At 71.9% G+C, this 24,854-nt stretch carries 32 protein-coding genes; 12 read left to right on the top strand and 20 right to left on the bottom strand.

What is annotated here, in order from left to right:
• Window positions 1-22 precede the first annotated feature (22 nt).
• On the top strand, window positions 23-655 hold the full coding sequence (locus tag AB0B33_RS14315) for a TetR/AcrR family transcriptional regulator (RefSeq protein ID WP_360771002.1): 633 nt from the start codon (window positions 23-25) through the stop codon (window positions 653-655).
• On the opposite strand, the gene trxA is transcribed toward AB0B33_RS14315, so the two are convergent.
• From trxA to AB0B33_RS14275, 8 genes are all read right to left on the bottom strand, one after another.
• Complete coding sequence (gene trxA / locus AB0B33_RS14310; RefSeq protein ID WP_247023176.1) at window positions 636-980, bottom strand: thioredoxin; 345 nt, start codon at window positions 978-980, stop codon at window positions 636-638. The genes AB0B33_RS14315 and trxA overlap by 20 nt on opposite strands.
• A gap of 11 nt (window positions 981-991) precedes the next feature.
• Window positions 992-1,387 (bottom strand): MerR family transcriptional regulator, encoded by a 396-nt coding sequence (locus AB0B33_RS14305; protein WP_247023175.1) that lies wholly within the window; start codon window positions 1,385-1,387, stop codon window positions 992-994.
• Between the two features lie 41 nt (window positions 1,388-1,428).
• The gene (locus AB0B33_RS14300) at window positions 1,429-1,902 is read right to left on the bottom strand and encodes a bifunctional nuclease family protein (RefSeq protein WP_004559569.1); all 474 of its coding nucleotides are present in this window, start codon (window positions 1,900-1,902) and stop codon (window positions 1,429-1,431) included.
• Window positions 1,903-2,127: 225 nt separating this feature from the next.
• Window positions 2,128-2,874: a MerR family transcriptional regulator gene (locus tag AB0B33_RS14295; protein WP_247023174.1), complete on the bottom strand. Its 747-nt coding sequence runs from the start codon at window positions 2,872-2,874 to the stop codon at window positions 2,128-2,130.
• A complete protein-coding gene (gene garA, locus AB0B33_RS14290) occupies window positions 2,871-3,341 on the bottom strand; it encodes a glycogen accumulation regulator GarA (RefSeq protein ID WP_086864865.1) in 471 nt (156 codons plus the stop codon). The genes AB0B33_RS14295 and garA overlap by 4 nt, the downstream gene beginning before the upstream one ends.
• Before the next feature lie 137 nt (window positions 3,342-3,478).
• Window positions 3,479-3,862 carry a glycine cleavage system protein GcvH gene (gene gcvH / locus AB0B33_RS14285; RefSeq protein WP_247023173.1) on the bottom strand — a complete coding sequence of 128 codons (384 nt, stop codon included), beginning with the start codon at window positions 3,860-3,862 and terminating at the stop codon, window positions 3,479-3,481.
• 88 nt (window positions 3,863-3,950) lie between these two features.
• Complete coding sequence (locus AB0B33_RS14280; protein ID WP_247023172.1) at window positions 3,951-4,571, bottom strand: CDP-alcohol phosphatidyltransferase family protein; 621 nt, start codon at window positions 4,569-4,571, stop codon at window positions 3,951-3,953.
• A 611-nt stretch (window positions 4,572-5,182) separates the two neighbouring features.
• The gene (locus AB0B33_RS14275) at window positions 5,183-5,392 is read right to left on the bottom strand and encodes a hypothetical protein (protein WP_360770997.1); all 210 of its coding nucleotides are present in this window, start codon (window positions 5,390-5,392) and stop codon (window positions 5,183-5,185) included.
• Between the two features lie 315 nt (window positions 5,393-5,707).
• Between AB0B33_RS14275 and AB0B33_RS14270 the strand changes: the two genes are divergently transcribed.
• Together AB0B33_RS14270 and AB0B33_RS14265 are read left to right on the top strand one after the other, a co-directional pair.
• A complete protein-coding gene (locus AB0B33_RS14270) occupies window positions 5,708-6,208 on the top strand; it encodes a hypothetical protein (RefSeq protein WP_360770994.1) in 501 nt (166 codons plus the stop codon).
• A gap of 33 nt (window positions 6,209-6,241) precedes the next feature.
• Window positions 6,242-6,631: a hypothetical protein gene (locus tag AB0B33_RS14265; RefSeq protein ID WP_360770991.1), complete on the top strand. Its 390-nt coding sequence runs from the start codon at window positions 6,242-6,244 to the stop codon at window positions 6,629-6,631.
• 40 nt (window positions 6,632-6,671) lie between these two features.
• Here the strand turns inward: AB0B33_RS14265 and AB0B33_RS14260 are convergent, their stop codons facing one another.
• Together AB0B33_RS14260 and AB0B33_RS14255 are read right to left on the bottom strand one after the other, a co-directional pair.
• Entirely contained in the window at window positions 6,672-8,375 is a 1,704-nt protein-coding gene (locus tag AB0B33_RS14260; RefSeq protein WP_360770988.1) for an AMP-binding protein, read from the bottom strand.
• Between the two features lie 35 nt (window positions 8,376-8,410).
• On the bottom strand, window positions 8,411-9,253 hold the full coding sequence (locus tag AB0B33_RS14255; RefSeq protein WP_360770985.1) for a crotonase/enoyl-CoA hydratase family protein: 843 nt from the start codon (window positions 9,251-9,253) through the stop codon (window positions 8,411-8,413).
• Window positions 9,254-9,388: 135 nt separating this feature from the next.
• On the opposite strand from AB0B33_RS14255, the gene AB0B33_RS14250 reads away from it, so the two are divergent.
• The gene (locus AB0B33_RS14250; protein WP_247023167.1) at window positions 9,389-10,267 is read left to right on the top strand and encodes an alpha/beta fold hydrolase; all 879 of its coding nucleotides are present in this window, start codon (window positions 9,389-9,391) and stop codon (window positions 10,265-10,267) included.
• On the opposite strand, the gene cobA is transcribed toward AB0B33_RS14250, so the two are convergent.
• The 7 genes from cobA to rpmB form a co-directional block, all read right to left on the bottom strand.
• Window positions 10,255-11,481 carry a uroporphyrinogen-III C-methyltransferase gene (gene cobA, locus AB0B33_RS14245; RefSeq protein WP_360770982.1) on the bottom strand — a complete coding sequence of 409 codons (1,227 nt, stop codon included), beginning with the start codon at window positions 11,479-11,481 and terminating at the stop codon, window positions 10,255-10,257. The genes AB0B33_RS14250 and cobA overlap by 13 nt on opposite strands.
• A gap of 47 nt (window positions 11,482-11,528) precedes the next feature.
• Window positions 11,529-13,400 (bottom strand): hypothetical protein, encoded by a 1,872-nt coding sequence (locus AB0B33_RS14240; RefSeq protein ID WP_360770979.1) that lies wholly within the window; start codon window positions 13,398-13,400, stop codon window positions 11,529-11,531.
• The gene (locus AB0B33_RS14235; RefSeq protein ID WP_360770976.1) at window positions 13,397-14,458 is read right to left on the bottom strand and encodes a MoxR family ATPase; all 1,062 of its coding nucleotides are present in this window, start codon (window positions 14,456-14,458) and stop codon (window positions 13,397-13,399) included. The genes AB0B33_RS14240 and AB0B33_RS14235 overlap by 4 nt, the downstream gene beginning before the upstream one ends.
• Before the next feature lie 90 nt (window positions 14,459-14,548).
• Window positions 14,549-14,794, bottom strand: a complete 246-nt coding sequence (gene rpsR, locus AB0B33_RS14230) for a 30S ribosomal protein S18 (protein WP_360770973.1) — start codon at window positions 14,792-14,794, stop codon at window positions 14,549-14,551.
• 5 nt (window positions 14,795-14,799) lie between these two features.
• Window positions 14,800-15,105, bottom strand: a complete 306-nt coding sequence (gene rpsN, locus AB0B33_RS14225; protein WP_247023162.1) for a 30S ribosomal protein S14 — start codon at window positions 15,103-15,105, stop codon at window positions 14,800-14,802.
• A complete protein-coding gene (rpmG, locus tag AB0B33_RS14220) occupies window positions 15,105-15,272 on the bottom strand; it encodes a 50S ribosomal protein L33 (RefSeq protein ID WP_003091682.1) in 168 nt (55 codons plus the stop codon). The genes rpsN and rpmG overlap by 1 nt, the downstream gene beginning before the upstream one ends.
• Window positions 15,272-15,508, bottom strand: a complete 237-nt coding sequence (rpmB, locus tag AB0B33_RS14215) for a 50S ribosomal protein L28 (RefSeq protein ID WP_360770970.1) — start codon at window positions 15,506-15,508, stop codon at window positions 15,272-15,274. Before rpmB ends, rpmG begins: the two co-directional genes overlap by 1 nt.
• Before the next feature lie 78 nt (window positions 15,509-15,586).
• Here rpmB and AB0B33_RS14210 point away from each other — a divergent pair, with 78 nt between their 5' ends.
• Genes AB0B33_RS14210 through AB0B33_RS14195 form a run of 4 tightly spaced genes read left to right on the top strand, consistent with a single transcriptional unit; the run spans window position 15,587 to window position 18,301 of the window.
• Window positions 15,587-16,837 (top strand): GTP-binding protein, encoded by a 1,251-nt coding sequence (locus AB0B33_RS14210; RefSeq protein WP_360770967.1) that lies wholly within the window; start codon window positions 15,587-15,589, stop codon window positions 16,835-16,837.
• Window positions 16,834-17,088, top strand: coding sequence for a type B 50S ribosomal protein L31 (locus AB0B33_RS14205; RefSeq protein WP_247023159.1), 255 nt, complete (start codon window positions 16,834-16,836; stop codon window positions 17,086-17,088). Before AB0B33_RS14210 ends, AB0B33_RS14205 begins: the two co-directional genes overlap by 4 nt.
• Window positions 17,088-17,237, top strand: a complete 150-nt coding sequence (gene rpmF, locus AB0B33_RS14200; RefSeq protein ID WP_247023158.1) for a 50S ribosomal protein L32 — start codon at window positions 17,088-17,090, stop codon at window positions 17,235-17,237. Before AB0B33_RS14205 ends, rpmF begins: the two co-directional genes overlap by 1 nt.
• The gene (locus AB0B33_RS14195) at window positions 17,234-18,301 is read left to right on the top strand and encodes a GTP-binding protein (protein ID WP_360770962.1); all 1,068 of its coding nucleotides are present in this window, start codon (window positions 17,234-17,236) and stop codon (window positions 18,299-18,301) included. Before rpmF ends, AB0B33_RS14195 begins: the two co-directional genes overlap by 4 nt.
• Before the next feature lie 19 nt (window positions 18,302-18,320).
• Here AB0B33_RS14195 and AB0B33_RS14190 read toward each other — a convergent pair whose 3' ends face one another.
• Window positions 18,321-18,617 (bottom strand): hypothetical protein, encoded by a 297-nt coding sequence (locus AB0B33_RS14190; RefSeq protein WP_247023156.1) that lies wholly within the window; start codon window positions 18,615-18,617, stop codon window positions 18,321-18,323.
• A gap of 142 nt (window positions 18,618-18,759) precedes the next feature.
• Between AB0B33_RS14190 and AB0B33_RS14185 the strand changes: the two genes are divergently transcribed.
• From AB0B33_RS14185 to AB0B33_RS14170, 4 genes are read left to right on the top strand one after another with little or no spacing between them, the layout of a single operon-like run.
• The gene (locus AB0B33_RS14185; RefSeq protein ID WP_360770959.1) at window positions 18,760-19,194 is read left to right on the top strand and encodes a MarR family transcriptional regulator; all 435 of its coding nucleotides are present in this window, start codon (window positions 18,760-18,762) and stop codon (window positions 19,192-19,194) included.
• Complete coding sequence (locus tag AB0B33_RS14180; protein ID WP_360770956.1) at window positions 19,191-20,861, top strand: MFS transporter; 1,671 nt, start codon at window positions 19,191-19,193, stop codon at window positions 20,859-20,861. Before AB0B33_RS14185 ends, AB0B33_RS14180 begins: the two co-directional genes overlap by 4 nt.
• Complete coding sequence (locus AB0B33_RS14175; protein WP_360770953.1) at window positions 20,858-21,598, top strand: dienelactone hydrolase family protein; 741 nt, start codon at window positions 20,858-20,860, stop codon at window positions 21,596-21,598. Before AB0B33_RS14180 ends, AB0B33_RS14175 begins: the two co-directional genes overlap by 4 nt.
• Before the next feature lie 12 nt (window positions 21,599-21,610).
• On the top strand, window positions 21,611-21,883 hold the full coding sequence (locus AB0B33_RS14170) for a DUF6295 family protein (protein WP_247023152.1): 273 nt from the start codon (window positions 21,611-21,613) through the stop codon (window positions 21,881-21,883).
• Between the two features lie 222 nt (window positions 21,884-22,105).
• Here the strand turns inward: AB0B33_RS14170 and AB0B33_RS14165 are convergent, their stop codons facing one another.
• Window positions 22,106-23,521, bottom strand: coding sequence for an aminotransferase class V-fold PLP-dependent enzyme (locus tag AB0B33_RS14165; protein WP_360770950.1), 1,416 nt, complete (start codon window positions 23,519-23,521; stop codon window positions 22,106-22,108).
• Window positions 23,508-24,821, bottom strand: coding sequence for an MFS transporter (locus AB0B33_RS14160; protein WP_247023149.1), 1,314 nt, complete (start codon window positions 24,819-24,821; stop codon window positions 23,508-23,510). Before AB0B33_RS14160 ends, AB0B33_RS14165 begins: the two co-directional genes overlap by 14 nt.
• Window positions 24,822-24,854 lie beyond the last annotated feature (33 nt).

The following is a 24,854-nucleotide window of genomic DNA, read 5'->3' as shown; positions in this document are numbered from 1 at the left end:
TCAGCCGAGTAACTTTTTACTCATGCAAGTAAGCACCGACATCATGGCCGAGATGGGGCTCAGCCCCACCGAGGCCGCACGCCGCGCGCAGATCATCGGCGCGACCATCGGCGTCCTCGCCGACCTCGGGTACCGCCGGACCACGTTCGCCAAGATCAAGGAGCGGGCCGGGCTCAGCAGCACCCGGCTGATCTCCTACCACTTCACGAACAAGGCCGGCCTGATGCAGGCCGTGCTCAGCACGGTCGTCGAGACCAGGAACGGCTACCTGAAGGAGCGCACCGGCGGCGGGCTCGACCCCGCCGACCGGCCCGGCTACCTGCGGGCGCACATCGAGACGTCGATAGCGTTCCTGCGCACGTACCCGGAATGCGTCCGGGTGCTGACCGAGCTGGCCGCCAACACCGACGACGTCGACGGCTGGGTGATGACGAAGGTGCTGGTCGACGACCTGCGCGTGCACGGCCTGGCCCGCCAGCTCAAGCAGGGCCAGGCCGAAGGCGCGTTCGGCGAGTTCACGCCCGAGGTGATGGCGATGTCGATCGCGCAGGCCATCGACGGCGTCGCCGCGGCCTACGCCGCCGACCCGGCACTGGACCTGGAGAAGTACGGCCGCGAGGTGGCCGACACCTTCGTCAAAGCGACGGCGCCTTGAGCACGCGGTCGAGCCGCTCCTCGATGCGGGCCTTCGGGAACGCGCCGACGATCGTCTCGACCGGCTCGCCGTTCCGGAACAGCATCATGGTCGGCAGCGACATGACCTGGTAGGACCGGGTCGTCTCGGGGTTCTCGTCCGCGTTGATCTTGCGGACGACGAGTCCGCCGGCCCGCTCGGTGGCCAGCTGCGCCAGCACCGGGCCGACCATCCGGCACGGGCCGCACCAGGTGGCCCAGAACTCGACGAGCACGGGAACGTCGCTGCCGAGGACCTCGGCGAAGGTCGCATCGGTGACAGCACTGACGGTGGCGTCTTCGGACACGGCGGTCTCCTTCACGGGCGCGGGGATTCGGGCACGACACACGGGTCGGGCGCTTGCCGGGCGAGCGCGCCGGCGAGCTTCGCGGCCAGTTCGCCGCGGATGCCGCCGAGGCGGGCCAGGAGCGCGTCGGCTTCTTCGAGCTTGCGGCGGTAGACCTCGATCGAATTCGCGCAGGAGTCACCGGTTTCGTGGCCGCTGCGCAGGCACTCGACGAACGGCCGGGTCTCCTCCAGGGTCAGCCCGACCGTCTGCAGGGTCTGGATCTCCTTGACCAGCTGGAGGTCGTCCTCGTCGTATTCGCGGTAGCCGTTCGCCGAACGACGGGCCGCGAGGAGGCCCTGATCCTCGTAAAAACGCAGCGCACGGGTGGTGACACCCGTGCGCTGCGCAAGCTCTCCGATCCGCATACCCCGACGCTAGACGTTGACGTCCGCGTCAAGGCAAGTACTCAGGTGTCCGCTCCGCGGAAGTCTTCCGGCGACACGGAGTCGAGGAACTCGCGGAACTTCTCGACCTCGTCCTCCTGCTCGTCCGGGATGATCAGGCCGGCCTCTTCCAGCACCGAGTCCACGGCGTGGATGGGGACCCCGATCCGCAGGGCCAGCGCGACCGAGTCGCTCGGCCGGGCGGACACCCGGATGTCGCCGTCGAAGACCAGTTCCGCGAAGAACGTGCCTTCCTTGAGGTCGGTGATGACGACCTGCTCGAGTTCCCGGCCGAGCGCCCCGATGACCTCTTTCAGCAGGTCATGCGTGAGCGGGCGGGCCGGGCGGACTCCCTGCTGCTCCAAGGCGATGGCGGTGGCTTCGACCGAGCCGATCCAGATCGGCAGGTACCGTTCGCCCTCGGTTTCCCGCAGCAACAAGATCGGCTGATTCGCGGGCAGCTCGACCCGCACCCCGACGACGCGCATCTCGCTCATCGGATTTCGCCTCCCTCTCGTGCACGGGCTTCAGCGGTGGAACGGCTTCGCGCCGCCACTGTCGACGCTACCCGTCATCCGCGCGCTGTGCTCGCTGTCCGGACTCTCTCGGTTCGCCTGCCGCAAACCCGTGCCTTCACGGTACGGCATGCGGTGCCGAACATTCAGTCATTGACATGGGACCGCAAAGAGGATCTCACTCCCCCGTTGCGGTCTCGATGGTGATCAACACCCGGCGACGCCACGGATTCCGGCCTTGACGAGGAGCGTGTGCAGCGTCACGGACAGTGCCGCCAGCTCGCGCACCACTTCGTCGGCCCTCGATTTGGCCTCCGGGTCACGATGCCGGTACACCGGGGTCACGATCTGCTCCAGCAACCCGACCTCGCGGTCGGCCGCGGCGCGAAAGGCACGCAGGTGTCTCGGCTCGATACCGAATTCGGTCATCGCCCGCACCGTCCGCGCCACCAGCACCGCGTCCGGGTCGAAGAACCCGGCGGGACCGGGCCGGACCAGGCCGTACTGCTGCAGCTCGGCCAGCGCGGCGGCGTCGATGCCCGCCTGCTCCAGGAGTTCCTCCTGGGTCAGGCGCAGCTCCCTGCCCGCGGTGAAGTCGTCCGCCACGGGCAGGCCGACGTTCTCGGCCGGTGCGTCGATCGGCACCAGCCGGCGCGGCGGGCGGGGCAGGTCCGCGACGGGCCCGGCACCCGAGTCCGCCGCGTCCAGCTGTTCCTTGATGACCTTCAACGGGAGGTAGTGGTCCCGCTGGGCGGCCAGGACGAACCTGAGACGCTCCACGTCCGCCGCGGCGAACTGCCGGTAGCCCGAAGGCGTCCGGCCCGGGGTGACCAGGCCTTCCGCTTCGAGGAACCGGATCTTGGAGATGGTGACATCGGGGAAGTCGCCGCGCAGCTGCGCGAGAACGGCCCCGATGCTCAACCCGTCGCGTTGTGGCCGTCCGGCCGCCGTCACTGCGCCCCCTGGCCCCCGTGCCCCGGGCCGGTCAGGAAGACCAGGCGGAACTTCCCGATCTGCACTTCGTCGCCCCCGGCGAGAACGGCCTGGTCGACCGGCTCGCGGTTGACGTAGGTGCCGTTGAGGCTGCCGACGTCGATGACGACGAACTCGCCGCCCTCACGCCGGAATTCGGCGTGCCGGCGGGAGACCGTGACGTCGTCCAGGAAGATGTCGCTGTCCGGGTGCCGCCCGGCGCTGGTGGTGTCGCGGTCGAGCAGGAACCGCGAACCCGCGTTGGGCCCGCGCTTCACGACCAGCAGCGCCGAACCCGCCGGGAGGGCGTCGACACCCTGGACGGGCGCCTCCGCGGCGGGGGCGGGCTCGTGACCTTCGACTTCGGCCAGGAAGTCGGCCCGGAAGACAGAGGTCCGCTCCGGAGACTGCTCCGGGGGAACGCCGCCGGGCCCGTCGTTCGTGCTCACCTGAGCTCTCCTCCACACATGCTGTGTTGCCTAGTACTCAAGAACGTGTAGCTGCCAACGTACCGTGTCTGATCGATTCTCCGAGCCCCGGCTCCCCGAACCGGCGCAGCGCTGGTCCGACCGGGTGGGAGCGGGCTTCAGCCCTTGGTCAGGGCGTCGTAGGCCTCGGCTTCGAGCAGCGCTTCCAGACCCGCCGGGTCGTCGAGCCGGATCTCGATCAGCCAGCCTTCGCCGTAGGGGTCGCTGTTGATCAGCTCGGGCGAGTCGGCGACCGAGTCGTTCACCGCGACGATCTCGCCGTCGACCGGCGCGAACAGCTCGGAGACGCTCTTGGTCGACTCGACCTCGCCGAAGACGTCGCCCGTGCTGAGCTGGCGGCCGACCTCGGGCAGGTCGACGAACACGACGTCACCGAGCTGGTCCTGCGCGTACTCGGTGATGCCCACGCGGACGAGCGTCTCCTCGCGGGTGGCGACCCACTCGTGTTCCTCGGTGTAGCGAAGCTCTTCAGGAGCGGACACCGCCGGTCCCCTTTCATGCCCTCACTGGCGAAACGTGCTGGGCGAAGTCTTACACCCACACGGCGCAACCGCCGGGCCCGGGCCCGGCTCAGGCTTCCCGCGCCCCGCGGAGGGCGTTGCGCGCCTGGAGGACGTAGAGCACGCCGGACCAGACGTAGAGGACGCCGCCCCAGATCGTGAAGGCGTACCCGATCGGCCGAGCGATCGCGGCGACGTCCGAGCCGCCCTGCGCGAGCAGCAGGAACGGGAAGGCGTACATCAGCACGAAGGTGGCGCCCTTGCCGATGTAGGTGACCTCCGGCGGCGCGAACCCGCGGCGGCGCAGCGTCAGGACGCACACGCCGAGGACGGCTTCGCGCAGCAGCAGCGGCACGACCACCCACCAGGGGATGATCTCGCGGGCGAGGAACGCGATGAGGGTGGCGAGGATGTACAGCCGGTCGGCGGCGGGGTCGAGCAGCTGCCCGAGCCGCGACATCTGGTTGAGCCAGCGGGCGAGCTTCCCGTCCAGCCAGTCGGTGAGCGCGCTGAAGACGAGGAGGGCCAGCGCCCAGCCGTCCTCTTCGGGGCCGAGCAGCAGCCAGAGGAACACCGGCACGCCGGCCAGCCGCAGCAGGGACAGGATGTTGGGAACGTTCATCGCCTGCCGCAGCAGGGACGGCTCGGGGGCGCCCGCCGGAGCGGCGGGTTCGGGCGCGGCTGTGCTCACCGGGCCATTAAACAGCGGAGCGGGGTGGCGGCGTCGGGTGGTGCGGTGGGGGTTCGGGTGAACGGCTCGGGGCCGGCAGCCGGGATGACCCGGCAGCGGGGCGGCCCGGCGGCGAGGTCGGCACGCGCGGCGACCTCGGGCGGAACCTGCAACTTGACTGAGCCACGCGTCGGCCGGCGCGACTCGGGGGCCGTGCGACCGTCGGCAGAGCACTGCGGCCTGGCACCAGTCCGGGTTGCCACGCGCCGGCCGGCGCGACTCGGGCGCCGGCGACCGCCGGCAGAGCACCGCGGCCTGGCACCAGTCCGGACTGCCACGCGTCAGCCGGCGCGACTCGGGCGCCGAGCGACCACCGGCAGAGCACCGCAGCCTGGCACCAGTCCGGACTGCCACGCGCCGGCCGGCGCGACTCGGGCGCCGAGCGACCACCGGCAGAGCACCGCGGCCTGGCACCAGTCCGGGTTGCCACGCGCCGGTGTCGAGCGCCGCCGGTTGGCCGGCGGCGGGCGCTTGCCCCCCAGGCGGGCGGCGCCGAACCGGTCACCGTGCGCAGCCACCGCCCGTCGACGTCCCGATGCCGGGCCGCCGACGCACGGCGGCCCGGCATAGGGTCAGCTCGCGCGGCGGTGGCTCCAGCCGCGGCGCTGCAGCTCCGCGCTGGTCAGCGACTCGGGGCGGCCGCGGTAGTCGGTGCCCATCCAGCGGGCTCGGCCGGCTCGTCCCTCGAGGACGTACGGGCGGCCGCAGCACCAGACGACGGTGCACGGGGCGGTCGGCGGACTGGACGGGTCTTCGGTGCTGGTCACAGCGTTGGCGTTCATGGCTCTCTACGGGCTCGGGGCGGGTTTCGGGGACGGGAGCTCTTCTTGCCTCCCACCAAGATCTTCGGCACGCGGGGCCGATTTGTTAACCGGCGCGGCGCGAATTAGACCGATCGATTCGAGATGGCAGCCTGAGGTTTCGGAGCGTGAACGGAATGTTAATCGTCCATTGTGGACATTCTTCCGACGGCCACCGGACCGGGGCGCCACCCGGCTGGAGTAATCTCCGGCACACCCTTGGGCGCGTCGCCCCTCGGAGCCTCGCCCGGATGGGCCAGAATGACCGGGCCAGCCAGCCGGGGAGGAAGGATCGCGGTGCCCCACCCGACCACCACGAAGACGTGGCTCGTGGCCTGCCTCGCGCTGCCCGTGCTCGCCGCCTGCTCCGCCGAACAGGCGGCCCCGGCCCCGGCGCCGTCACCCTCGGTGTCGAGCACCGCGCCGGCGACGACGTCCACCGGTACTCCCCCGCCGCCGCCCGCCGCGGGGAGCTCCTCCGTCGTGCCGTCCGCGCCCAAGCCGTCCGGGGCGCCGCCCTCGGTGCCCGGGGCCTGCGGGACGGTGACCGCCGCCAGCGGGTTGACGCTCTACGTCTTCGACAGCGGCTCCGCCGGCGTCAGCTGCGCCGCGGCGACGAAGCTCGTCGGCGACTTCCACCACAAGATCGCCGGCCGCCAGGGCGCGGGCTCGAACGACGCGGTGAACGAGACCGTCGACGGCTGGCTGTGCACCTCCGGGCCGCCCGCCGCGCAAGGCGGCACCACCTGCACCAAGGGCGAGCAGACGGTCTTCGCCGCCGTCGTGCCGTCCGAGTGATCCCCGTCGACCCGTCCCGCTCCTGAAGGGCCCATGAAGACTCTCGCGTACCCCTTGCTGCTCGTCGCCGCGTCCGCCGCACTGGCCGGGTGCGGTGGCGCCGACCCGGCCCCCGCGGCGCCGTCCCCCGCCCCCGCGGCCGCCGCGGCGGCGGAGTCCACCGCGCCCGGCGTCCCGTGCGGCGACGTCACCGGTGCCGGCGGCGCGAAGACGGCGGTCGTGGCCCACGGCAAGGTCGACTGCGCCGCGGCCACCCAGCTGCTGACCGACTACTTCGCGAAGCTGACCCCGGCCGAGGCGAGCTCGCCCGACGGCCCCGGCCCGGTCGTCCTCGGCGACTGGACCTGCGGCAGCGGCGCGAACGACCCCGTGACGGCGTGCTCGACCGAGGACGGCCGCCAGGTCGAGGGCACCCGCAGCTGACGAAAGCGCCCCGGGGCGACCAGCCCCGGGGCGCCCCTGGTCACGCCTTGAGGTCCGGGAAGTCCTCTTCGCGGAACTCCGTCCCCGCGCCCCGAGCGGGGTCGCTTTCGCGGCCGCGCAGCTCGACGCGGCGGATCTTGCCCGAGATCGTCTTCGGCAGCTCCGCGAACTCGAGCCGCCGGATCCGCTTGTACGGCGCCAGGTGCTCGCGGCAGTACGCCAGGATCGACCGCGCCGTTCCGGCGTCCGGTGAGAAGCCGGTGGCCAGCACGACGTACGCCTTCGGCACCGCGAGCCGGATCGGGTCCGGGGCCGGGACGACCGCCGCCTCCGCCACCGCCTCGTGCTCGATCAGCACGCTCTCCAGCTCGAACGGCGAGATCCGGTAGTCCGACGCCTTGAAGACGTCGTCCGTGCGCCCGACGTAGGTGATGTAGCCGCGTTCGTCGACCGAACCGACGTCACCGGTGTGGTAGAAGCCGCCTCCGAAGGCCGCCGACGTGCGCTCGTCGTCTCCGGCGTAGCCGGTCATCAGGCCGACCGGGCGGTGCTGCAGGTCGAGGCAGATCTCGCCTTCCGACGCCCGCTCGCCGCTGACCGGGTCGACCAGCGCCACCACGAACCCCGGCAGCGGGCGGCCCATCGAGCCCGGCACGACGTCCTGGCCCGGCGTGTTCGCGATCTGGACGCTGCTTTCCGTCTGCCCGAAGCCGTCGCGGATGGTGACGCCCCACGACTTCTGGACCTGCTCGATCACCTCGGGGTTGAGCGGCTCCCCCGCCCCGACGACCTTCTTCGGCGGCGTCTTCAACGCCGTCAGGTCGGCCTGGATGAGCATCCGCCACACCGTCGGCGGCGCGCAGAAGCTCGTCACGCCGCAGCGGTCCATCTGGGCCATCAGCGCGCCCGCGTCGAAGCGGTTGTAGTTGTAGAGGAAGACCGTCGCCTCGGCGTTGAACGGCGCGAAGAAGTTGCTCCACGCGTGCTTCGCCCACCCCGGCGAGGAGATGTTGAGGTGGACGTCGCCCGGCTCCAGCCCGATCCAGTACATCGTCGACAGGTGCCCGACGGGGTAGGAGACGTGCGTGTGCTGCACCAGCTTCGGCTTCGCCGTGGTGCCGGAGGTGAAGTAGAGCAGCAGCGGGTCGGTGGCCTTCGTGGGCGCGTCCGGGGCGAACTCCGACGACTCGGCGAACGCGGCCGAGTACTGCTGCCAGCCCTCGACCGGCTCTCCGACGGCGATGCGCGTGTAGTCCCCTTCGACGTCCGCGAACTTCGGCGCGTCGGCCGAGCGGACCACGACGTGCCTGGCCGCGCCGCGCTCCACCCGGTCGGTCAGGTCGGCCGGGCCGAGCAGCGTCGACGCCGGGATGATGACGGCGCCGAGCTTGATCGCCGCGAGGATCGTCTCCCACAGCTCGCCCTGGTTGCCCAGCATGAGGATCAGCCGGTCGCCGCGCCGGACGCCGAGGCCCCGCAGCCAGTTCGCCACCTGGTTGGACCGGCCGGACAGCTCCGGGTAGGTCCACTGGTTCTCGGTGCCGTCCTCCTCGACGATCCAGAGCGCGTACCGCTGCGCGTTGTCGGGGTCGTGCGCGACCACGTCGAACCAGTCGATGGCCCAGTTGAACTCGTCGAACTCCGGCCAGGCGAAGTCGCGGTAGGCCGTGTCGTAGTCCTCGCGGTGGGCCTGCAGGTAATCCCGGGCCACGCGGAACGCGTGGTGGACTTCCGAAGCGGTCACGCTGCCTCCTAGTTCTTCACCGGCCGACGGGGAAGTTATTCGCCCTTGAACTCCGGCGCGCGTCGCTCCATGAACGCCTGGACCGCTTCGCCGAGGTCCTTGCTGGGCAGGAACGCCGAGTTCCAGGCCGCGACGTACCGGAGGCCGTCGGCGACCTGGCGCTCGGTGTTCGCCGCCAGTACCTGCTTCGTACCCTGCACCACGAGCGGCGGGTTCGCAGCGATCTCGGCGGCGAGTTCCCGCGCGGCCTTCAGCAGCGCGTCCTGGTCTTCGTACACGTCGTTGACGAGACCGATCTTCTCGGCGCGTGCGGCGTCGACGTCCTTGCCGGTCAGGGCCAGCTCCCGCAGGTGCCCTTCGCCGATGATCGAGGCGAGGCGCTGGAGGCTGCCGAGGTCCGCGACGATAGCGACGCGCACTTCGCGGACGCTGAACTTGGCGTCGGAGCTGGCCAGCCGGATGTCCGCGGCGGCGACGACGTCCACCCCGCCCCCGATGCACCAGCCCGAAACGGCCGCTACAACCGGTTTGCGGCATTCCGCGATCGAGCTGACCGCCGCCTGCAGCGACCGGACCTGGTCGAGGAATGCCGTCCGCGGGCCCGCGAGGCTGTCGCCGCCGAGCATCGGCGCCCAGTCGCCCATCATCGCCGGCAGGTCGAGGCCGTAGGAGAAGTGCCGGCCACTGCCGGTCAGCACGACGGCCCTGACCTGCGGGTCGGCGTCGAGCGCGCGGAACACCAGCGGCAGCTCGCGCCAGAAGTCGGGACCCATCGCGTTGCCCTTGGACGGACCGAGGAGCGTCACTTCGGCCACGTGGCCGTCGACGTCGACCTTGAGGGAGACGAGGTCGGGCAGACTGTCAGCAGTAGCGGTCATGGGGTCATCTTGACCCATGCCCGCGACGAGCCGCCATTGGCACGTTGTCAATTGACGCGCGAGTCACTGTGCCAACGTGGTCAGGGGATGTTTTCCTGGACGTAGGCGACCACGACGCGGGGAGGACGGTGGGACATGAGCCCGGCCAGCAGCGCGACCTTGATCGAGCCCGAGCCCCCGGCCCCGCCCGCGCGGCGCGCGTCCCGGCCGATCGAGCTGACCGGCTCGTTCGACCACGAGGGCCACCGGCTCTGGTACACGGAGTTCGGCAGCGGCGACCGCGTCGTCGTGCTCACCCACGGCATCATGCTGACCCGCCGCATGCACGCCCCGCTGGCGCGCCGGCTGGCCCGCGCGGGCTTCCGGGTGGTGACGCTCGACCTCCTCGGCCACGGCGACTCCGACCGCCCGACCGAGTCGTGGCTGTACTCGATGCCGTCGTTCGCCGAGCAGACCCTGGCGCTGCTCGACCACCTCGAAGTCGAGTCGGCGGTGATCGGCGGGACGTCCCTCGGCGCGAACGTCTCGCTGGAGGTGGCGGTGCAGGCGCCCGGACGCGCCCGCGGCCTGATCGTCGAGATGCCGGTGCTGGACAACGCGATCGTCGCGGGCCTGTTCACGTTCGCCCCGCTGCTGATGGCGGCCCGCTTCCTGCCGGTCACGGTCCAGGCGGTGGCGCTGGTGGCCTCCCTGGTCCCGCACGGCAACCAGTGGGTCGACGTCGTGACGGACACGCTCTCGCAACGCCCGGCCCCGATGGCGGCCCTCCTGCACGGCGTGCTGTTCGGCCGGATCGCCCCGCCGAAGTCGGTCCGCCGCCGGATCACGACGCGGGCACTGGTGATCGGCCACCAGGGCGACCCGATCCACCCCTTCGGCGACGCGGACACGCTGGCGGTGGACATGCCTGCGGCGGAGTTCGTCCAGGCGCGCAGCCCGGTCGAGCTGAGGCTCGACCCGACCAGGCTGTCGGACGCGATCCGGGACTTCGCGGCGAGCTGCTACGCGGACTGAACCGGCGCCAGACCCGCCACCGGGCCGATCACGATCACCGCGGGCGGGCGCACCCCCGACGCCGCCGCGTCCGTGACCACCTTGTCCAATGTGGAGCGCAGCGTGCGCTGGGTCCGCATCGTGCCGTCCTCGACGATCGCCACCGGGGTGTCCGACGGGCGGCCGCCGTCCAGCAAGGCCTTGGCGAACTGCGGGAGGCGCTCCACGCCCATCATCAGCACGATCGTGCCGCGCATGCGGGCCAGCAGCTCCCAGTCGACCAGCGAGCGGTCGTCGCCCGGGGCCACGTGACCCGAGACCACCACCACCTCGTGCGCCACGCCGCGGTGGGTGACCGGGACGTCCGCCACCGCCGGGACCGCGAACGCGCTCGTGATGCCCGGGACCATCGTGACCGGGACGCCGGCCTCCGCGCAGGCGAGGACCTCTTCGAAGCCGCGGCCGAACAGGTACGGGTCGCCGCCCTTGAGGCGGACGACGAACTTGCCTTCCTTGGCCTTCTCGATGAGCGTCCGGTTGATGACGTCCTGGCTCGCCGCGCGGCCGTAGGGGATCTTCGCCGCGTCGACGATCTCCACCTCCGGCGCCAGTTCGTCGAGCAGCTCGCGCGGCGCCAGCCGGTCGACCACCACGACGTCCGCGCGCGAGAGCAGCCGGCGGCCGCGGACCGTGATCAGCTCGGGGTCGCCGGGACCGCCGCCGACCAGGGCCACTCCGGGCAGCGTGCCCTCCGGGTGGGGCTGACGGCCGTCCTCGATCGTGCCGTTGTGGAGGCCGTCGAGCATCGAGTCGCGCACGGCCGCCGAACGCAGCGGCTCGCCGCCGGAGAGGACGCCGAACAGCAGGCCGCCGTGGCGGCCGGACGCCGGCGTCACGGCGGAACCGGACTCGCCTTCGTCGGCGCGCACGCAGAACACGCGCTCACGCTCGGCCTCGGCGCAGATCGCCGCGTTCACCTCGGGGTCGTCGGTGCAGGCCAGCGCGTACCAGGCGGCGCGCAGGTCGCCCTCGGCGTAGCGGCGCTGGTGCCAGACCAGCTCGCCCGCGTCCACCATCCCCTGCACCGACGGCGTCGTGTGCGGCGACACCAGTTCGACGCGGGCACCCGCGCTGATCAGCCGGGGCAGCCGTCGCTGGGCCACCGACCCGCCGCCGAACATGACAACGCGGCGGCCGGTCAGCTGGAGGCCGGAGAGGTAGTGCGGGTCGTCCATGCGCGGGAGTTTATTGGCGGTTCACCTCAGCGCCAGCCCGGCGTGGGTCATGCCACGCGGAAGACCGGCCCGCGGGCCACGAACGGCAGCCGCGCGCCCCGCGGCACCAGGTACGCGTGCTCCCGCCGGGGCCGGACGTGATCGCACTGGGCGTCGGTGATGATCAGGATCGGGCCGTCGGCCGGGAAGTCCGGAGCCCGCTGCAGCAGGTCGACGCCCGGCTGCAGGATCGTGCCGCCACGACCGCGGACCTTCACCCGGCCCGCGATGTCCGCCACGGCGAGGTACCCGGCGTCGTAGGCGACCGCGTCGCAGAACACCACCCGGGCCGCCGGGACGTCCCTGGCCAGCGCGTACGACGCGATCGCGCCCAGCGCCTTGCCCAGCAGCTCCGCGTTCATCGACCCGGACGTGTCCAGCACGACGCCGAAGGTCGCGCGCCGGTCGAGCCGTTCCGGGCGGATGCGACCCGGGCGCGGGATGTCCGGCGTCGCCGACTGGCGGCGGGACGCCCGCGCGTAGCTGCGCACCGGCAGCTCCGCGCGCACGTGCTCGTCGAACCAGCGGGCGAGCTGCGCGTCCCACGGCAGCGGCGGGTGGTCGAGGGCCCGGATCTCCTGCTCCAGCCCGAGCGGCAGCAGGCCGCGGCCCTGGGCGTGGTGGTACTCCAGCCCCTGCGTGAGCGCCCGGCGGTAGAACTCGTCGAGGTCGACGCCCTGGACGCGGTCACCCCACGGCACCGGCCGCGCGCCCCGCTTGGACGACCGGCGCTGCGCCGCCTCCGGCTCGGACAGCCAGCCGCCCAGCACGTCGCCCGCCTCGCGCGACCCCAGCGTCAGGAGCTTGCGGGCCCGGCGGAGGTCGGTGGTCAGCGTGTCGTACACCGACTCCGCCGACATCCCGGTCAGCTGCTGGTCGTGCAGGCCGTCGCCGGGCAGTTCGCCGACGCCCATGGCGACCAGCCAGCCGTTGATCACGTAGTCGCAGGCGACGTTCCACAGGTAGGGCTCGCGGCCCAGTGCCCGCCGGTCGTGCCGCAGCGCGGCGTGCAGCATCTCGTGGGCGAGCACGAACCGCCACTCCTCGGCGGTCAGGGCCGCGTTCGGGTTGACGTAGATCTTGCCGTGCCCGGCGTCGACCGCGGCCACGGCGATGTCCCAGGCACGCACGACTTCGGCGTCCACGACGAGGGTGAACCCGGCGGCCATCGCGCCGAGCAGCGGGAACGACGAGACGAACCACGACAGCGCGCGGTCCCACTCCCCCAGCGCGCGCCGGTGCCGGGTCTGCCCGCGCGCGTCGGCGGCGCGTTCCATCGCCTCGGTCGCCGACGCGATCAGGCCGCGGGCGAACCGTTCGGTCCACGGCTCCGGCTTCCCGTGGTACTGCAGCTGCCAGCGGCTCATCGGCTCCGCGAGCACCAGGCACGGCCGGCCGGTGCCCAGGTCGGCGAACGGCGCCGGCACGCCCGTTTCGCGCCAGGCGCGGGTCAGCGCGAGCTCGTCGGTGCCGGGCAGCTCGGGCAGGTCCAGCACCGGCGTCCCGACGTGGACGGCTTCGGCGAACCGGTGCACGGCCACGCAGCACGCGGCGGCGTAGACCGGTTCGACCTCGCGGCCCGGCTTGACGGCCGCCGCCTCGGTGAGCTGGTCCTCGTCGAGGTGACCGAGGCCGAGGTGCAGCAGCAGGTGCGCGAACACCCAGGCCCACTCGGCCGGTTCGGCGTCGCGGCCGCGGTTCGGCGTGACGAGACCGCGATCGGTGACCACGGCCCAGCCCCCGGTGCCGCTCGCCGGGCTGAGGCTCGCTCCCCGCACGAGGTGGTCCAGGACGGTGTGCGACCGGGCCAGGGCCCAGCCGTCGGCGATCGCCTTGGCGCGGCGCTCACGGCGCTGGGCTTCGACGCGAGCGGTGCTCATGCCCGGGCCGCGACCAGCCGCGGGAGGTCGCGGGCGGCTTCGACGAGGAACCACGACGGCAGCCGCGGGTGCCCGGCTTCGTCGTCGGCGATGACCAGCTGCGCCATCTCGAGCGAGATCTCGGCCAGCTCGACGAGCAGGCCCTTGGCGCGGAAAGCGAACTGGCGCACCGAGGCCGACGCGTGCCGCTTGTCCGCGGGCAGGTCCTTGACCAGCCGGGCGCGGAACGTCTCGGCGAGGAAGTACAGCAGGTCGCGGTCGCCGGGCTCCGCGGGCCAGCGAGCGTCGCCCTTGAGGATCGCCTCCAGGTCGAAGGCGTGCCGGGCCACCTTCAGGTACGCGCGGAACGCGCCCGCGTGCGCCGGGGTGAGCGTCGCGTACGCCAGCAGCGCGATCGTCTCGTCGTCGGCCGGGTCGCCGGCGGAGCGGAGCAGGTCCGAGAGCATGTGCCACGACCGCGGCGTCGAGAACGGCTCCTCGGTCTTCGGCGGCGGGCTCCATAGGTGGTCCGGGCGCTGCGTGAGGTACTCGATCACCCACGGGTGGATGTCGTGGCCCGCCGCCCACGCGAGCCAGTCGCCCGGCGCGGCGCGCAGGTGGACGTGCACCAGGCGGTTCACCAGCGCCGAGGCCATCGGCCGGGCCAGTGCCTGGTCGGTCGCGCGGTTGCCGGCGCCGATCACGACCGAGCCCGCCGGCAGCTCGTACGAGCCGATCCGGCGGTCGAGGATGAGCGAGTAGAACGCCTTCTGGACGTCGGGCGCGGCGGCGTTCAGCTCGTCGAGGAACAGGCAGTACGGCTCGTCGCGCGCGATCTGCTCCGGCGGGCAGAAGCGGCTGCGGCCGTCCACGATCTGCGGGACGCCGATGAGGTCCTCGGGCGCGAGCTGGGTGCCGAGCAGCGACACGCAGTCGAGCCCGAGCGAGGCGGCGAAGTCCCGGACGAGCGAGGACTTCCCGATGCCGGGGGCGCCCCAGAGGAACACCGGCCGGACGACGGCGGTGGTGAGCAGGACTTCGGGCAGCCGGGCGGGCGTGACCGTGAGCTGGGCGTGCAAGCGTGGACCTCCTGAGTCAGGACATCCTCGTGCGACGCCCCCTTTCGTGCGCCCATGATCGCGCGCCCGCCCGGCGGGCGCACCCGAATTTCAGCTCGCGCGGCCCGATGCCGGGTACGGCAGCAGGGCCATCTCACGCGCGTTCTTGATCGCCGTGGCGACCTGTTTCTGTTGCTGCGGCGTCAATCCCGTCACCCGGCGGGCGCGGATCTTGCCGCGGTCGGAGATGAACTTCCGCAGCAGCTCGACGTCCTTCCAGTCGACGTGCGTGACCCGGTTGGCGCGCAACAGGTTCACCTTGCGCTTGGCGGGGCGGCCCCGCTCCGGCTTCGGCATCCGGCTCACCAGCTCGACTTCGTGACGCCGGGCAGCTCGCCGTTGTGCGCGGCCTGGCGCACCTTCACCCGCGACAGCCCGAACTTCCGCAGGTACCCGCGCGGGCGCCCGTCGGCGGCGTCGCGGTTGCGGATGCGCGTCGGGCTCGCGTCGCGCGGCAGCTTCTGCAGCGCGACGACGGCTTCGCCCTTCGCTTCCGGGGACGCCGACGGCGAGGCGATGACGGCTTTGAGCGCGCGGCGGCGTTCGACGTACCGCGCCGCGATCACCTTCCGCTGCTCGTTCTTCGCGATCTTCGACTTCTTGGCCATCAGCGCTCTTCCTTGAACTCGACGTGCTTGCGCGCGACGGGGTCGTACTTGCGCAGGACCATCCGGTCGGGGTCGTTCCGGCGGTTCTTCTTGGTCACGTACGTGTAGCCGGTGCCCGCCGTGGACCGCAGCTTGATGATCGGGCGGACGTCGGTGCTCTTCGCCATTACAGCTTCACTCCCCTTGCCTTCAGTTCGGTGACGACGGCCTCGATGCCGCGCTTGTCGATCGTCTTCATGCCCTTGGCGGAGACGCGCAGCCGCACCCAGCGGCCTTGACTGGGCACGAAGTAGCGACGGTTCTGCAGGTTCGGCTCCCAGCGCCGCGAAGTGCGGCGGTGCGAGTGCGAAACCTGCTTGCCGTAGCCCGGCTTGCGGCCGGTGACCTGGCACACGGCGGACACGGACCCTCCTGAGTTGATAGTGGTTGTCGTTTTCATCTACTCTACGCACCGTACCCCGCCCGTATTCCTGGAGCACCAGTGACCCCACACCCCCGCGTCCCGCTCGTCCTCGTGAGCGGCCTCGCCCCAGGCCCGAACGCCGAGCTCGCCGAGCTGCTGCGTGTGGCCGGGCCCGGCACGGCCGTCGTCCACCACGACCTGCGCGAGATCCACTCCGGCGTCGTCCGCCGCCGGCTGCGGCTGGAGCAGCGCGACCAGCTGACCGTCCTCGAGCTGGCCCACGGCTGCGTGTCCTGCACGCTGCGCGAGGACCTGCTCCCGCTGCTGCGCCACCTCGCGCGGCTGCCGCAGGTCCGCCGGATCGTCGTCCGGCTCGACGAAGCCATGGAGCCGGAGCCGGTCAGCTGGGCGATCCGCAGCGTCCTGGTCGGCGACCACCCGGTCAGCGACGACGTCGAGCTGCGCGCGGTGCTCACGGTCGTCGACTGCGCGACCTTCCTGGCCGACGCGACGGGCGACGACGTCCTGGCCGAGCGGAACCTGCAGGCCAGCCCGGAAGACGAGCGCACGGTCGCCCAGGTGGCGCTCTCGCAGGTCGAGTTCGCCGACGTCCTCGTGCTGGCCGGCGCGGCCACCGACGCGTGGAGCGCGGCGAAGGCGTCCGCGGTGCTCGACCGGGTCGCGCCGTCGGTCCCGCGCGTCGAGCTCTCGCGCATCGACGGGCACAGCGTCCTCGACGCCGTGCCTTCGGACGCGCGCCGCGGCGAAGTCACCGACATGCACGGGGCGCTGCTGCGCGGCCAGCCGCCGTTGCACGCCGACTGCGGCATCGGCCTGGTGACCTTCACCGCGCAGCGGCCGTTCCACCCCGAACGCCTGCACGACGCCCTCGACGTCCTCCTGGACGGCGTCGTCCGCACCCGCGGCCGCGCGTGGGTGGCCAGCCGGCCCGACGTCGCGTTCTGGATCGAGTCGGCGGGCGGCGGGCTGGGCATCGGCCACGCCGGGCCGTGGCTCGCGGCGCCGAACGGTCCCGGGTGGACGGACGTCTCCCCCGAGCGCCGCACCCTGGCGTCGTTGCGCTGGCACCCGGTGCACGGCGACCGGGCGCAGGAGCTCGTCGTGGTGACGGACCAGACAACGCCCGACGAGATCGACGCGGCCCTGCGCGGCGCTCTACTGACCGACGAAGAACTGGCCGCCGGACCCGGGGAGTGGCAGCACTACCCGGACCCGTTCGGCGACTGGCACGAAGAGCCGTGCGAGGACACCGAACCCGACCCGGCGCGCCACGACGCGACCGCGGCGAACCGAAAGGAAGATCGATGAAGACCGGTATCCACCCCGATTACCACCCCGTGGTGTTCAAGGACTCGTCCACCGGCGACGCGTTCCTGACCCGCTCCACCATAACCTCCGACAAGACCATCGAGTGGACCGACGGCGCGACCTACCCGCTCGTCGTGGTCGACATCAGCTCGTGGTCGCATCCGTTCTGGACCGGCACCCAGCGGATCATGGACAGCGCCGGGCAGGTCGAGAAGTTCCACCGCCGCTACGGGAAGCGGGGTACGCGCTGATGGCCGTCCCGAAGCGCAAGAAGTCCCGCAGCACCACGCGATCGCGGCGCGCGCAGTGGAAGGCCGCCGTGCCGGACCTGGTGCCGATCAAGGTCGGCGGCGAGGTCCGGCTGGTCCCCCGCCGGCTGATGCGGCACTTCCACTCGTGAGCGTTCCGGTCACGGTGCTCTCCGGCTTCCTCGGGGCCGGCAAGACGACGCTGCTCAACCGCATCCTCGCCGGCCGGGCGGGGCCGCGGGTCGCGGTGATCGTCAACGACATGAGCGAGGTCAACATCGATGCAAGCCTCGTGCGCTCGCAGGAGCGTCTCGTCGAGCTGACCAACGGGTGCATCTGCTGCACCCTGCGGGAGGACCTCCTCGAGGAGGTGTCGGCGCTGTGCGCGGACGACCGCTTCGACCACGTGCTCATCGAGTCGAGCGGGATTTCCGAGCCGATGCCGGTGGCGGCGACGTTCACGTTCCTGGAGGACGTCGCCCACCTCGACACGATGGTGACGGTGGTGGACGCGGCGAACTTCGCCCGCGAGCTGGCGGCCGGCGACTCGCTCGTGGAGCGCCGGCTGGACCAGTACTCCGGGGACGAGCGGACGGTCAGCGACCTGCTGGTCGACCAGGTGGAGTTCGCCGACGTCCTGCTGCTGAACAAGACCGACCTGGTCCCGGCCACCGTGCTGGACCGGCTGGTGGCGACGTTGCGGCGGCTCAACCCCGCCGCGGACGTCGTCACCGGCCAGTTCGGGCGGGTGCCGCTGGAGCGGGTGTTCGGGACCGGGCGGTACGACGCCGAGCGGGCCCGGGAGGCGCCGGGCTGGGTGGCCGAGCTGAACGGCGACCACGTGCCGGAGACCGAGGAGTACGGCATTTCCAGCGTGGTCTTCCGCGCTTCGGAGGCGTTCGACCCGGCGGCGCTGTGGGACTTCGTGACGCGCCGGTTCGACTCGGGCGAGTTCGGGACCGTGCTGCGGTCCAAGGGGTTCTTCACGCTGGCGTCCCGGCCGGGGGTGACCGGGCTGTGGTCGCAGGCGGGCGCGGTGGCGCGGTTCGAGCCGCAGGGCGTGGCGGCGGCACCGCGGCAGGAGCTGGTGTTCATCGGCGTCGACCTGGCCGGCGACGCGCTCCTGGCGGCCCTGCGCGACTGCCTCGGCGAGGCGACCGGCCCCGACCCGTTCCCGGAGTGGGACCCGGTCCACGTCCGCGAGCACCAAGCTTAAGCAGTCTGCCGCCCCGGGCTCAGTGGTCGTCGTAGTGGTCTTCGTGGGGTGCGTGGCGGTGCCCGTCGTGGAGGTAGTCCACGTGGTCGCCGTGGGGCACCGCCACGTGGCCGCAGCCTTCGCCGTGGGCGTGCTCGTGGCCGGTGTGCGGGACGTGGCCGTGGATCTCGCACTCGTCGAAGTGGCCGTCGTGCGCGCGGTGCAGGTGGCCGTCGTGGGCGTAGTCCACGTGGTCGCCGTGCGGCAGCGCCGGGTGGCCGCAGCCCTCGCGGTGCACGTGGTCGTGGCCGGCGTGTGCGACGTGCGGGATCGACATCGGCTTCCCCTCCCGGGTGGTGTCCACTTCGGACGCTAACCCGGGCGTCCGCGGCAGGCCGGGCGAAAGCTCCCGGCTCACCCGATAGCGGCCGCTCCGTCCGAGTTGATCAACCCAGGTTTATCAGTTTAGGTTGACGATCGTGACGGACGAGGACCTCCTCCAGGCGAGCACCGACCTGCGCGTCGCCCTCGGGCGGCTGGTCCGGCGGCTGCGGCAGGGTTACGTCGTCGGCGAACTGACGCTCCCGGAGCGCTCGGTGCTGTCCCGCCTCGACCGCGAAGGGCCGGCCACGCCGGGCTGCCTCGCCGACCTCGAGCGCGTCAAGCCGCAGGCCATGGGCGTCACCCTCGCCGGGCTGGTCGCGCGCGGGCTCGTCGGACGGCGCAAGGACGACTCCGACGGCCGCAAGGTGCTGATGTCGGTGACCGAAGCCGGGGTCAAGCTGCTCACCGACCGCCGCTCCGCGACCACCGGGAAGATGGCGGCCGCGCTGGCCGAGCAGTTCACCGACGCCGAACGGCGCGAGCTGATCGCGGCCATCCCCCTCATCGAGCGCCTGGCGGACCACCTGTGAGCTACAAGTGGGTCGCGCTGTCGAACACCACGCTCGGCGTGCTGATGTCGGCGCTCGACGGCTCGATCGTGATCATCTCCCTGCCGGCCATCTTCCGCGGCATCGGCCTCGACCCGCTCGCGCCGGGCAACATCGGTTACCTGCTCTGGATGATCCTCGGCTACCTGCTCGTGCAGGCCGTGCTGGTGGTGACGCTCGGGCGGCTCGGTGACATGTTCGGCCGGGTCAAGATGTACAACCTCGGCTTCGTCGTGTTCAGCGCCGCGTCGGTCGCGCTGTCGTTCGACCCGTTCCACGCCGGCGGCGGCGCGCTGTGGCTGATCGGCTGGCGGGTCGTGCAGGCCGTCGGCGGGTCGATGCTGACGGCGAACTCGGCGGCGATCCTCACCGACGCCTTCCCGGCCGAGCAGCGCGGGATGGCGCTGGGCGTCAACCAGATCACCGCGCTGGCCGGGCAGTTCCTCGGGCTGGTCGTCGGCGGGCTGCTCGCCGAAATCGACTGGCGCGCGGTGTTCTGGGTCAGCGTCCCGTTCGGACTGCTCGGCACGATCTGGTCGATCCGCAGCCTCCGCGAGGCCGGCACGCCCCAGCGCGCCAAGGTCGACTGGGGCGGCAACGTCACCTTCGCCGCCGGGACCGCGTTGCTGCTGGCCGCGATCACGTACGGCATCCAGCCCTACGGCGGCGCGGCGACCGGCTGGGGCAGCCCGTGGGTGCTCGGCGGAATCGGCGCCGGGGTGCTGCTGCTCCTGCTGTTCGGCGTCATCGAGACGCGCGTGGCGGCGCCGATGTTCCACCTCGGTCTGTTCAAGATCCGCGCGTTCGCCGCGGGCAACATCGCCGCGTTGCTGACTTCGGTCGCACGTGGTGGCATGCAGTTCATGCTCATCATCTGGCTGCAGGGGATCTGGCTGCCCCTGCACGGCTTCGACTACGAGCGCACGCCGTTGTGGGCGGGCATCTCCATGCTGCCGCTGACCGTCGGGTTCCTGATCGCGGGCCCGGTGTCGGGCTACCTGTCCGACCGGTTCGGGGCCCGGCTGTTCTCGACCGGCGGGCTGCTGCTGGTCGCGGCCGCGTTCCTCGGGCTCCTGGCGTTGCCGGTGGACTTCCCCTATCCCCTGTTCGCCGCGCTGCTCGTGCTCAGCGGGATCGGCCAGGGCATGTTCTCCGCGCCGAACACCTCGGCGATCATGAGCAGCGTCCCGACCGAGCAGCGCGGCGTCGCCTCCGGCATGCGGGCGACGTTCCAGAACTCCGGGACGTCGCTGTCCATCGGCGTGTTCTTCTCGCTGATGATCGCCGGGCTCGCGTCGTCGCTGCCGCAGACGCTGACCAGCGGGTTGCAGGCCCACGGCGTCCCGGCGAACGTCGCCGAAGGCGTCGCCCGGCTGCCGCCGGTGAGCACGCTGTTCGCGGCGTTCCTCGGCAGCAACCCGGTCGGGCACCTGCTCGGCCCGGACGTCCTGGCCGGGCTTTCCCCGGCCGACCGGTCGATCCTGACCGGCGGGGAGTTCTTCCCGCAGCTGGTGTCCGGCCCGTTCCACCACGGCCTGGTGGTCGTGTTCACCGCGGCCGCGGTGATGGCCGTCGTCGCCGCGGTGGCGTCCGCTTCGCGCGGCAAGCGCTACTTCCACACCCCCGAGGGATCGAAGGAGAACCGATGACCGACGAGATCGTCGCCGGGACCGTCACCATCACCGGCCACGGCGGGGACGAGCTCGAGGCGTACCTGGCCAAACCGACCGACGACACCCCGCGCGGCGGGGTTGTGGTGATCCACCACATGCCCGGCTACGACGCGGCGACGAAGGAGATGGTCCGCCGCTTCGCCGTCGAGGGCTACAACGCGCTCTGCCCCAACCTGTACACGCGCGAAGCCCCGGGCGCGGACCCGGACGACGCGGCGGCGGCGGTCCGCGCTTCCGGCGGCGTCCCGGACGACCGCCTGGTCGGCGACGTCTCCGGCGCGGCGGACTACCTCCGCGCCCTGGAGAACTCGAACGGCCGCGTCGGCGTCATCGGCCACTGCTCCGGCGGCCGCCAGGCGTTCCTCGTCGGGTGTTCGCTGGACGTCGACGCGGCGGTCGACTGCTACGGCGCGTTCGTCGTCAACGACCCGCCGGAGGCCATGAAGCAGATGAAGCCGCTGCTCGGTCTGTCCTCGCAGCTGTCGTGCCCGCTGCTGGGCATCTTCGGCGCGGACGACCAGTTCCCGAGCCCGGACGAGGTCGCCGTGCTGGCGGCGGAGCTGGAGAAGCTGGGCAAGGAACACGAGTTCCACACGTACGCGGGCGCGGGCCACGCGTTCTTCGCGGTCGACCGCCCGAGCTACCGGCCGGAGGCCGCGAAGGACGGCTGGGAACGCATCCTCGACTTCTACTCCCGCACCCTGACCGCCTGAGAGGACTCGCGCATGTGCACTTACCTGACCGAGAAGTTCGCCCTCGAAGGCAGCGGCAAAGGCGCCCGCGGCTGGTTCCGGCTGAGCGAGGGGACGGTGTACGTCGACCACCCGGTCCACGCGCCGTACGCGCACACGGTGAACATCGACTTCCGCAACCCCGAGCTTGGGGCTTCGGCCCGCGTCGCCCTGGAGCTTACCGAGGAAGACGCGCTGGCCCTGGCGGACGCGATCCACGCGGCGGTGAAATCGGCGCCCGCGGGGCTGGCTTCGCGGAACCAGTGAGGTTCAAGCTGTTGCGCTTGCGTTGCTGGCCGTAAAACGCCGCTATGCCGTTGATTTCTGTTGGGTACTCCTGATCTTCCGGGATTCGGCTCGGCCGAGGGGATATCGCGGGCACGCACTGCCCTCGGCCGAGCTCGGAGCCGTGAGAAATCATCAAGCTGCCATCCGAAGCGGCCACGGCTTTCGTCAAAGACGCCTACCAACCGAAGTTCGATCTGTGACTCACGCTGTGTACAGCGCGCCCAGGAATTCCAGCAGCAGCCGCTCCCGCAGTGGCGCCGGTGCCGTTGCGAGGAGTGCGTTGATCGGGGCCATCCGGTCCGGCAGGCCCGACTCGCCGCCGAGGCCCGCCGCCGACAGGAGGCCCGTGAACTGGTCCGGTGTCAGTGTTGCCGGGTCGAGCGCGGCCACGAACTCCGCCACGGCGGCGTCGACGAGAACCGGGCCGGCCGCGCGGGCCGCGGCCACCGAAGCCGCGAGGTCGGTCAGGAACTCCTTCTCGCTGCCGTGGTTCGCCGCCGTCACCGTCAGGTGCAGGTTCGCCGGCGACGACAGGTGAGCGAACTGCGGCTGGACGTACCAGCCGCGGGACTTCATCTCGTCCGCCACCGTGAACAGGTCGAAGCCGTCGTCGCCGGTGAACGCGATCAGCGTCGACACCGGGTCGCCCAGGATCCGCAGGCCGTCGATGTCGGTGATCCCCTCGCGGATGCGCGAAACGGCGGTACGCGTCGAAGCCGCCAGCGAGAGGTAGCCCTCCGGACCGAGGTGGCGGACCACCGCCCACGCCGCCGCCAGCGGGCCGCCCGAACGCGTGCTCTGGATCGTCGTGTTCAGCATCGTGTAGCCGGGCCAGGACGCGCTCGCGAAGTAGTGCGAGCGCCGCAGTTCCGCGGAAGCGTGCAGCAGCACGGACGTGCCCTTCGGGCAGTACGCGTACTTGTGCAGATCCACCGAGATGCTCGTGACGCCGGGGACGCGGAAGTCGAACGGCGGGACGTCCGCGCCGAGACGGGCGAAGTACGGCAGCACCCAGCCGCCGATGCACGCGTCGACGTGCATCCGGACGCCGCGCTCCAGAGCCGCCGCGGCGATCGGAGCGATCGGGTCGAGGACGCCGTGCGCGTACGAAGGCGCGCTCGCCACCACCAGCACCGTCGAGTCGTCGATCGCCGCCGCCATCGCGGCCGGGTCCGCGAGGAACGTCTCCGGGTCGACCGGGACGTCGATCCGGCGCAGCCCGAACAGGTGCGCCGCCTTGTGGAACGCCGCGTGCGCGGTCGTCGGGATCACCAGAGACGGCGAAGCGATCTCAGGGTGGGCGTCGCGGGCCGCCAAAACCGCCAGCAAGCACGACTCCGTGCCGCCGGAGGTCACCGAACCGACCACGCCCGGAACGGCGCCGAGCAACGCGGCGGCCTCCGCGACGAGGTCGTTCTCCATCCGCAGCAGGCTCGGGAACGCCGTCGGGTCGAGACCGTTGGCCGACGACGCCAGCGTGTGCGCGGCCGCACCGAGGGAGTCCACTTCGGACAGCCCGCTGTCGTAGACGTAGGCGAGCGTCCGGCCGCCGTGCGTCGGCAGGTCGCCCGCGCGCAGCTCCCGCAACGCCGCCAGGACGTCCTCAGGCGAGTTCATGGCGCGGCTCCAGGACCTTGCGCCGCAGCAGCGGCAGGGCCAGCGCGATCAGCACGCCCGGGATGATCGACGCGCCGACGAGGATCGCCACGATCGCGCTGTGCGGCTGGGCCGTCGTCGCGTCCGTGCTCGACACGTACCCGCCGAACGCCAGGATGAGCGCCCACAGCCCGCCGCCGAAGGCCAGCCCGAGCGTCTCCCCCGCGGTCCACACGCCGGCCGCGATCCCCGCGCGCGTCTCGCCGGTGCGCTCCTCCTCGGCGGTGATCAGGTCGGGCAGGATCGCCAGCGGGAACACCGAAATCCCCGCGTACCCGACCCCGCAGAGCGCCACGAACACGAACGACACGACCAGCGGGATCGACTGCGCGAACACCAGGCCCAGCAGGCCGATCGCGAACGCCGCGGTGGCCAGGCGGAAGCCGTTGAGCTTGCCGACCCGGTCGCCCAGGCGCGGCCACAGCGGCATGGTGACCAGCGCCGGGCCGACGAAGATGACGAACAGGATCGTGCCGTAGCCCTCGCTGCCGAGGATGCGCTGGGCGAAGAACGGGATCGCGGCGAGCACCGTGCCGATGCCCAGCGCCTGGATGAAGTAGGTGCCGAGCAGCCAGCGGAACGGCCGCCAGCCGGCCAGCGTCCGCACGAGCTCCCTCAGGTTCACCGTGTTGGGCCGCAGCGAGCCGACCGGCGCGTCCTTGAGCCCGAAGTACACCAGCAGCGTCGCGGCCAGCACGATCAGCCCGATCACCACCGCCATCACGCGGTAGCCGGTGACCCCGCCGATGCCGGCGCTGATCGCGGGGGCGCCGCCGCCGCAGATCAGGATCGTCACGGCCAGCACGCCGATCCGGACGCTGGTGAGCTTCGTGCGCTCGGTCGCCGACTCGGTCAGCTCGGCCGGCAGCGCGTTGAACGGCACCTGGAACAGCGCGTACGCCGTGGCGCAGGCGGCGAAGGCGATCGCCACGTACAACGCGTCCGGCAGCGGGCTGCCGAACCCGGGGTGGGCGAACATCGCGGCGAACAGGATCGCGACGCCGATGCCGCCGATCAGCAGGAAGCGCCGCCGGCTGCCGGTCTTGATCAGGTCCGCGTCGGACAGCCGGCCGGCGATCGGGTTGAACAGCACGTCCCAGGCCTTGGGCACGAACACGATCGCGGCGGCCCAGCCCGCGGGCACGGCCATCGTGTCGGTCAGGTACTTGACCAGGACCAGGCCCGGGACCGTGCCGAAGGACCCGGTGACGAACGAGCCGAGCGAATAGCGGAACCTCGTCCGGCCGGACAGCGTCGCCATGGTCCTCCTCGCAGAGCGGATCCCGATGCTGCG

The sequence above is a fragment of the Amycolatopsis sp. NPDC049159 genome, from assembly GCF_040648295.1.
Taxonomy (GTDB): Bacteria; Actinomycetota; Actinomycetes; order Mycobacteriales; family Pseudonocardiaceae; genus Amycolatopsis; species Amycolatopsis pretoriensis_A.
Note: the sequence above shows the minus strand (reverse complement) of the source record. Positions and strands in the feature narration are given on the sequence as shown.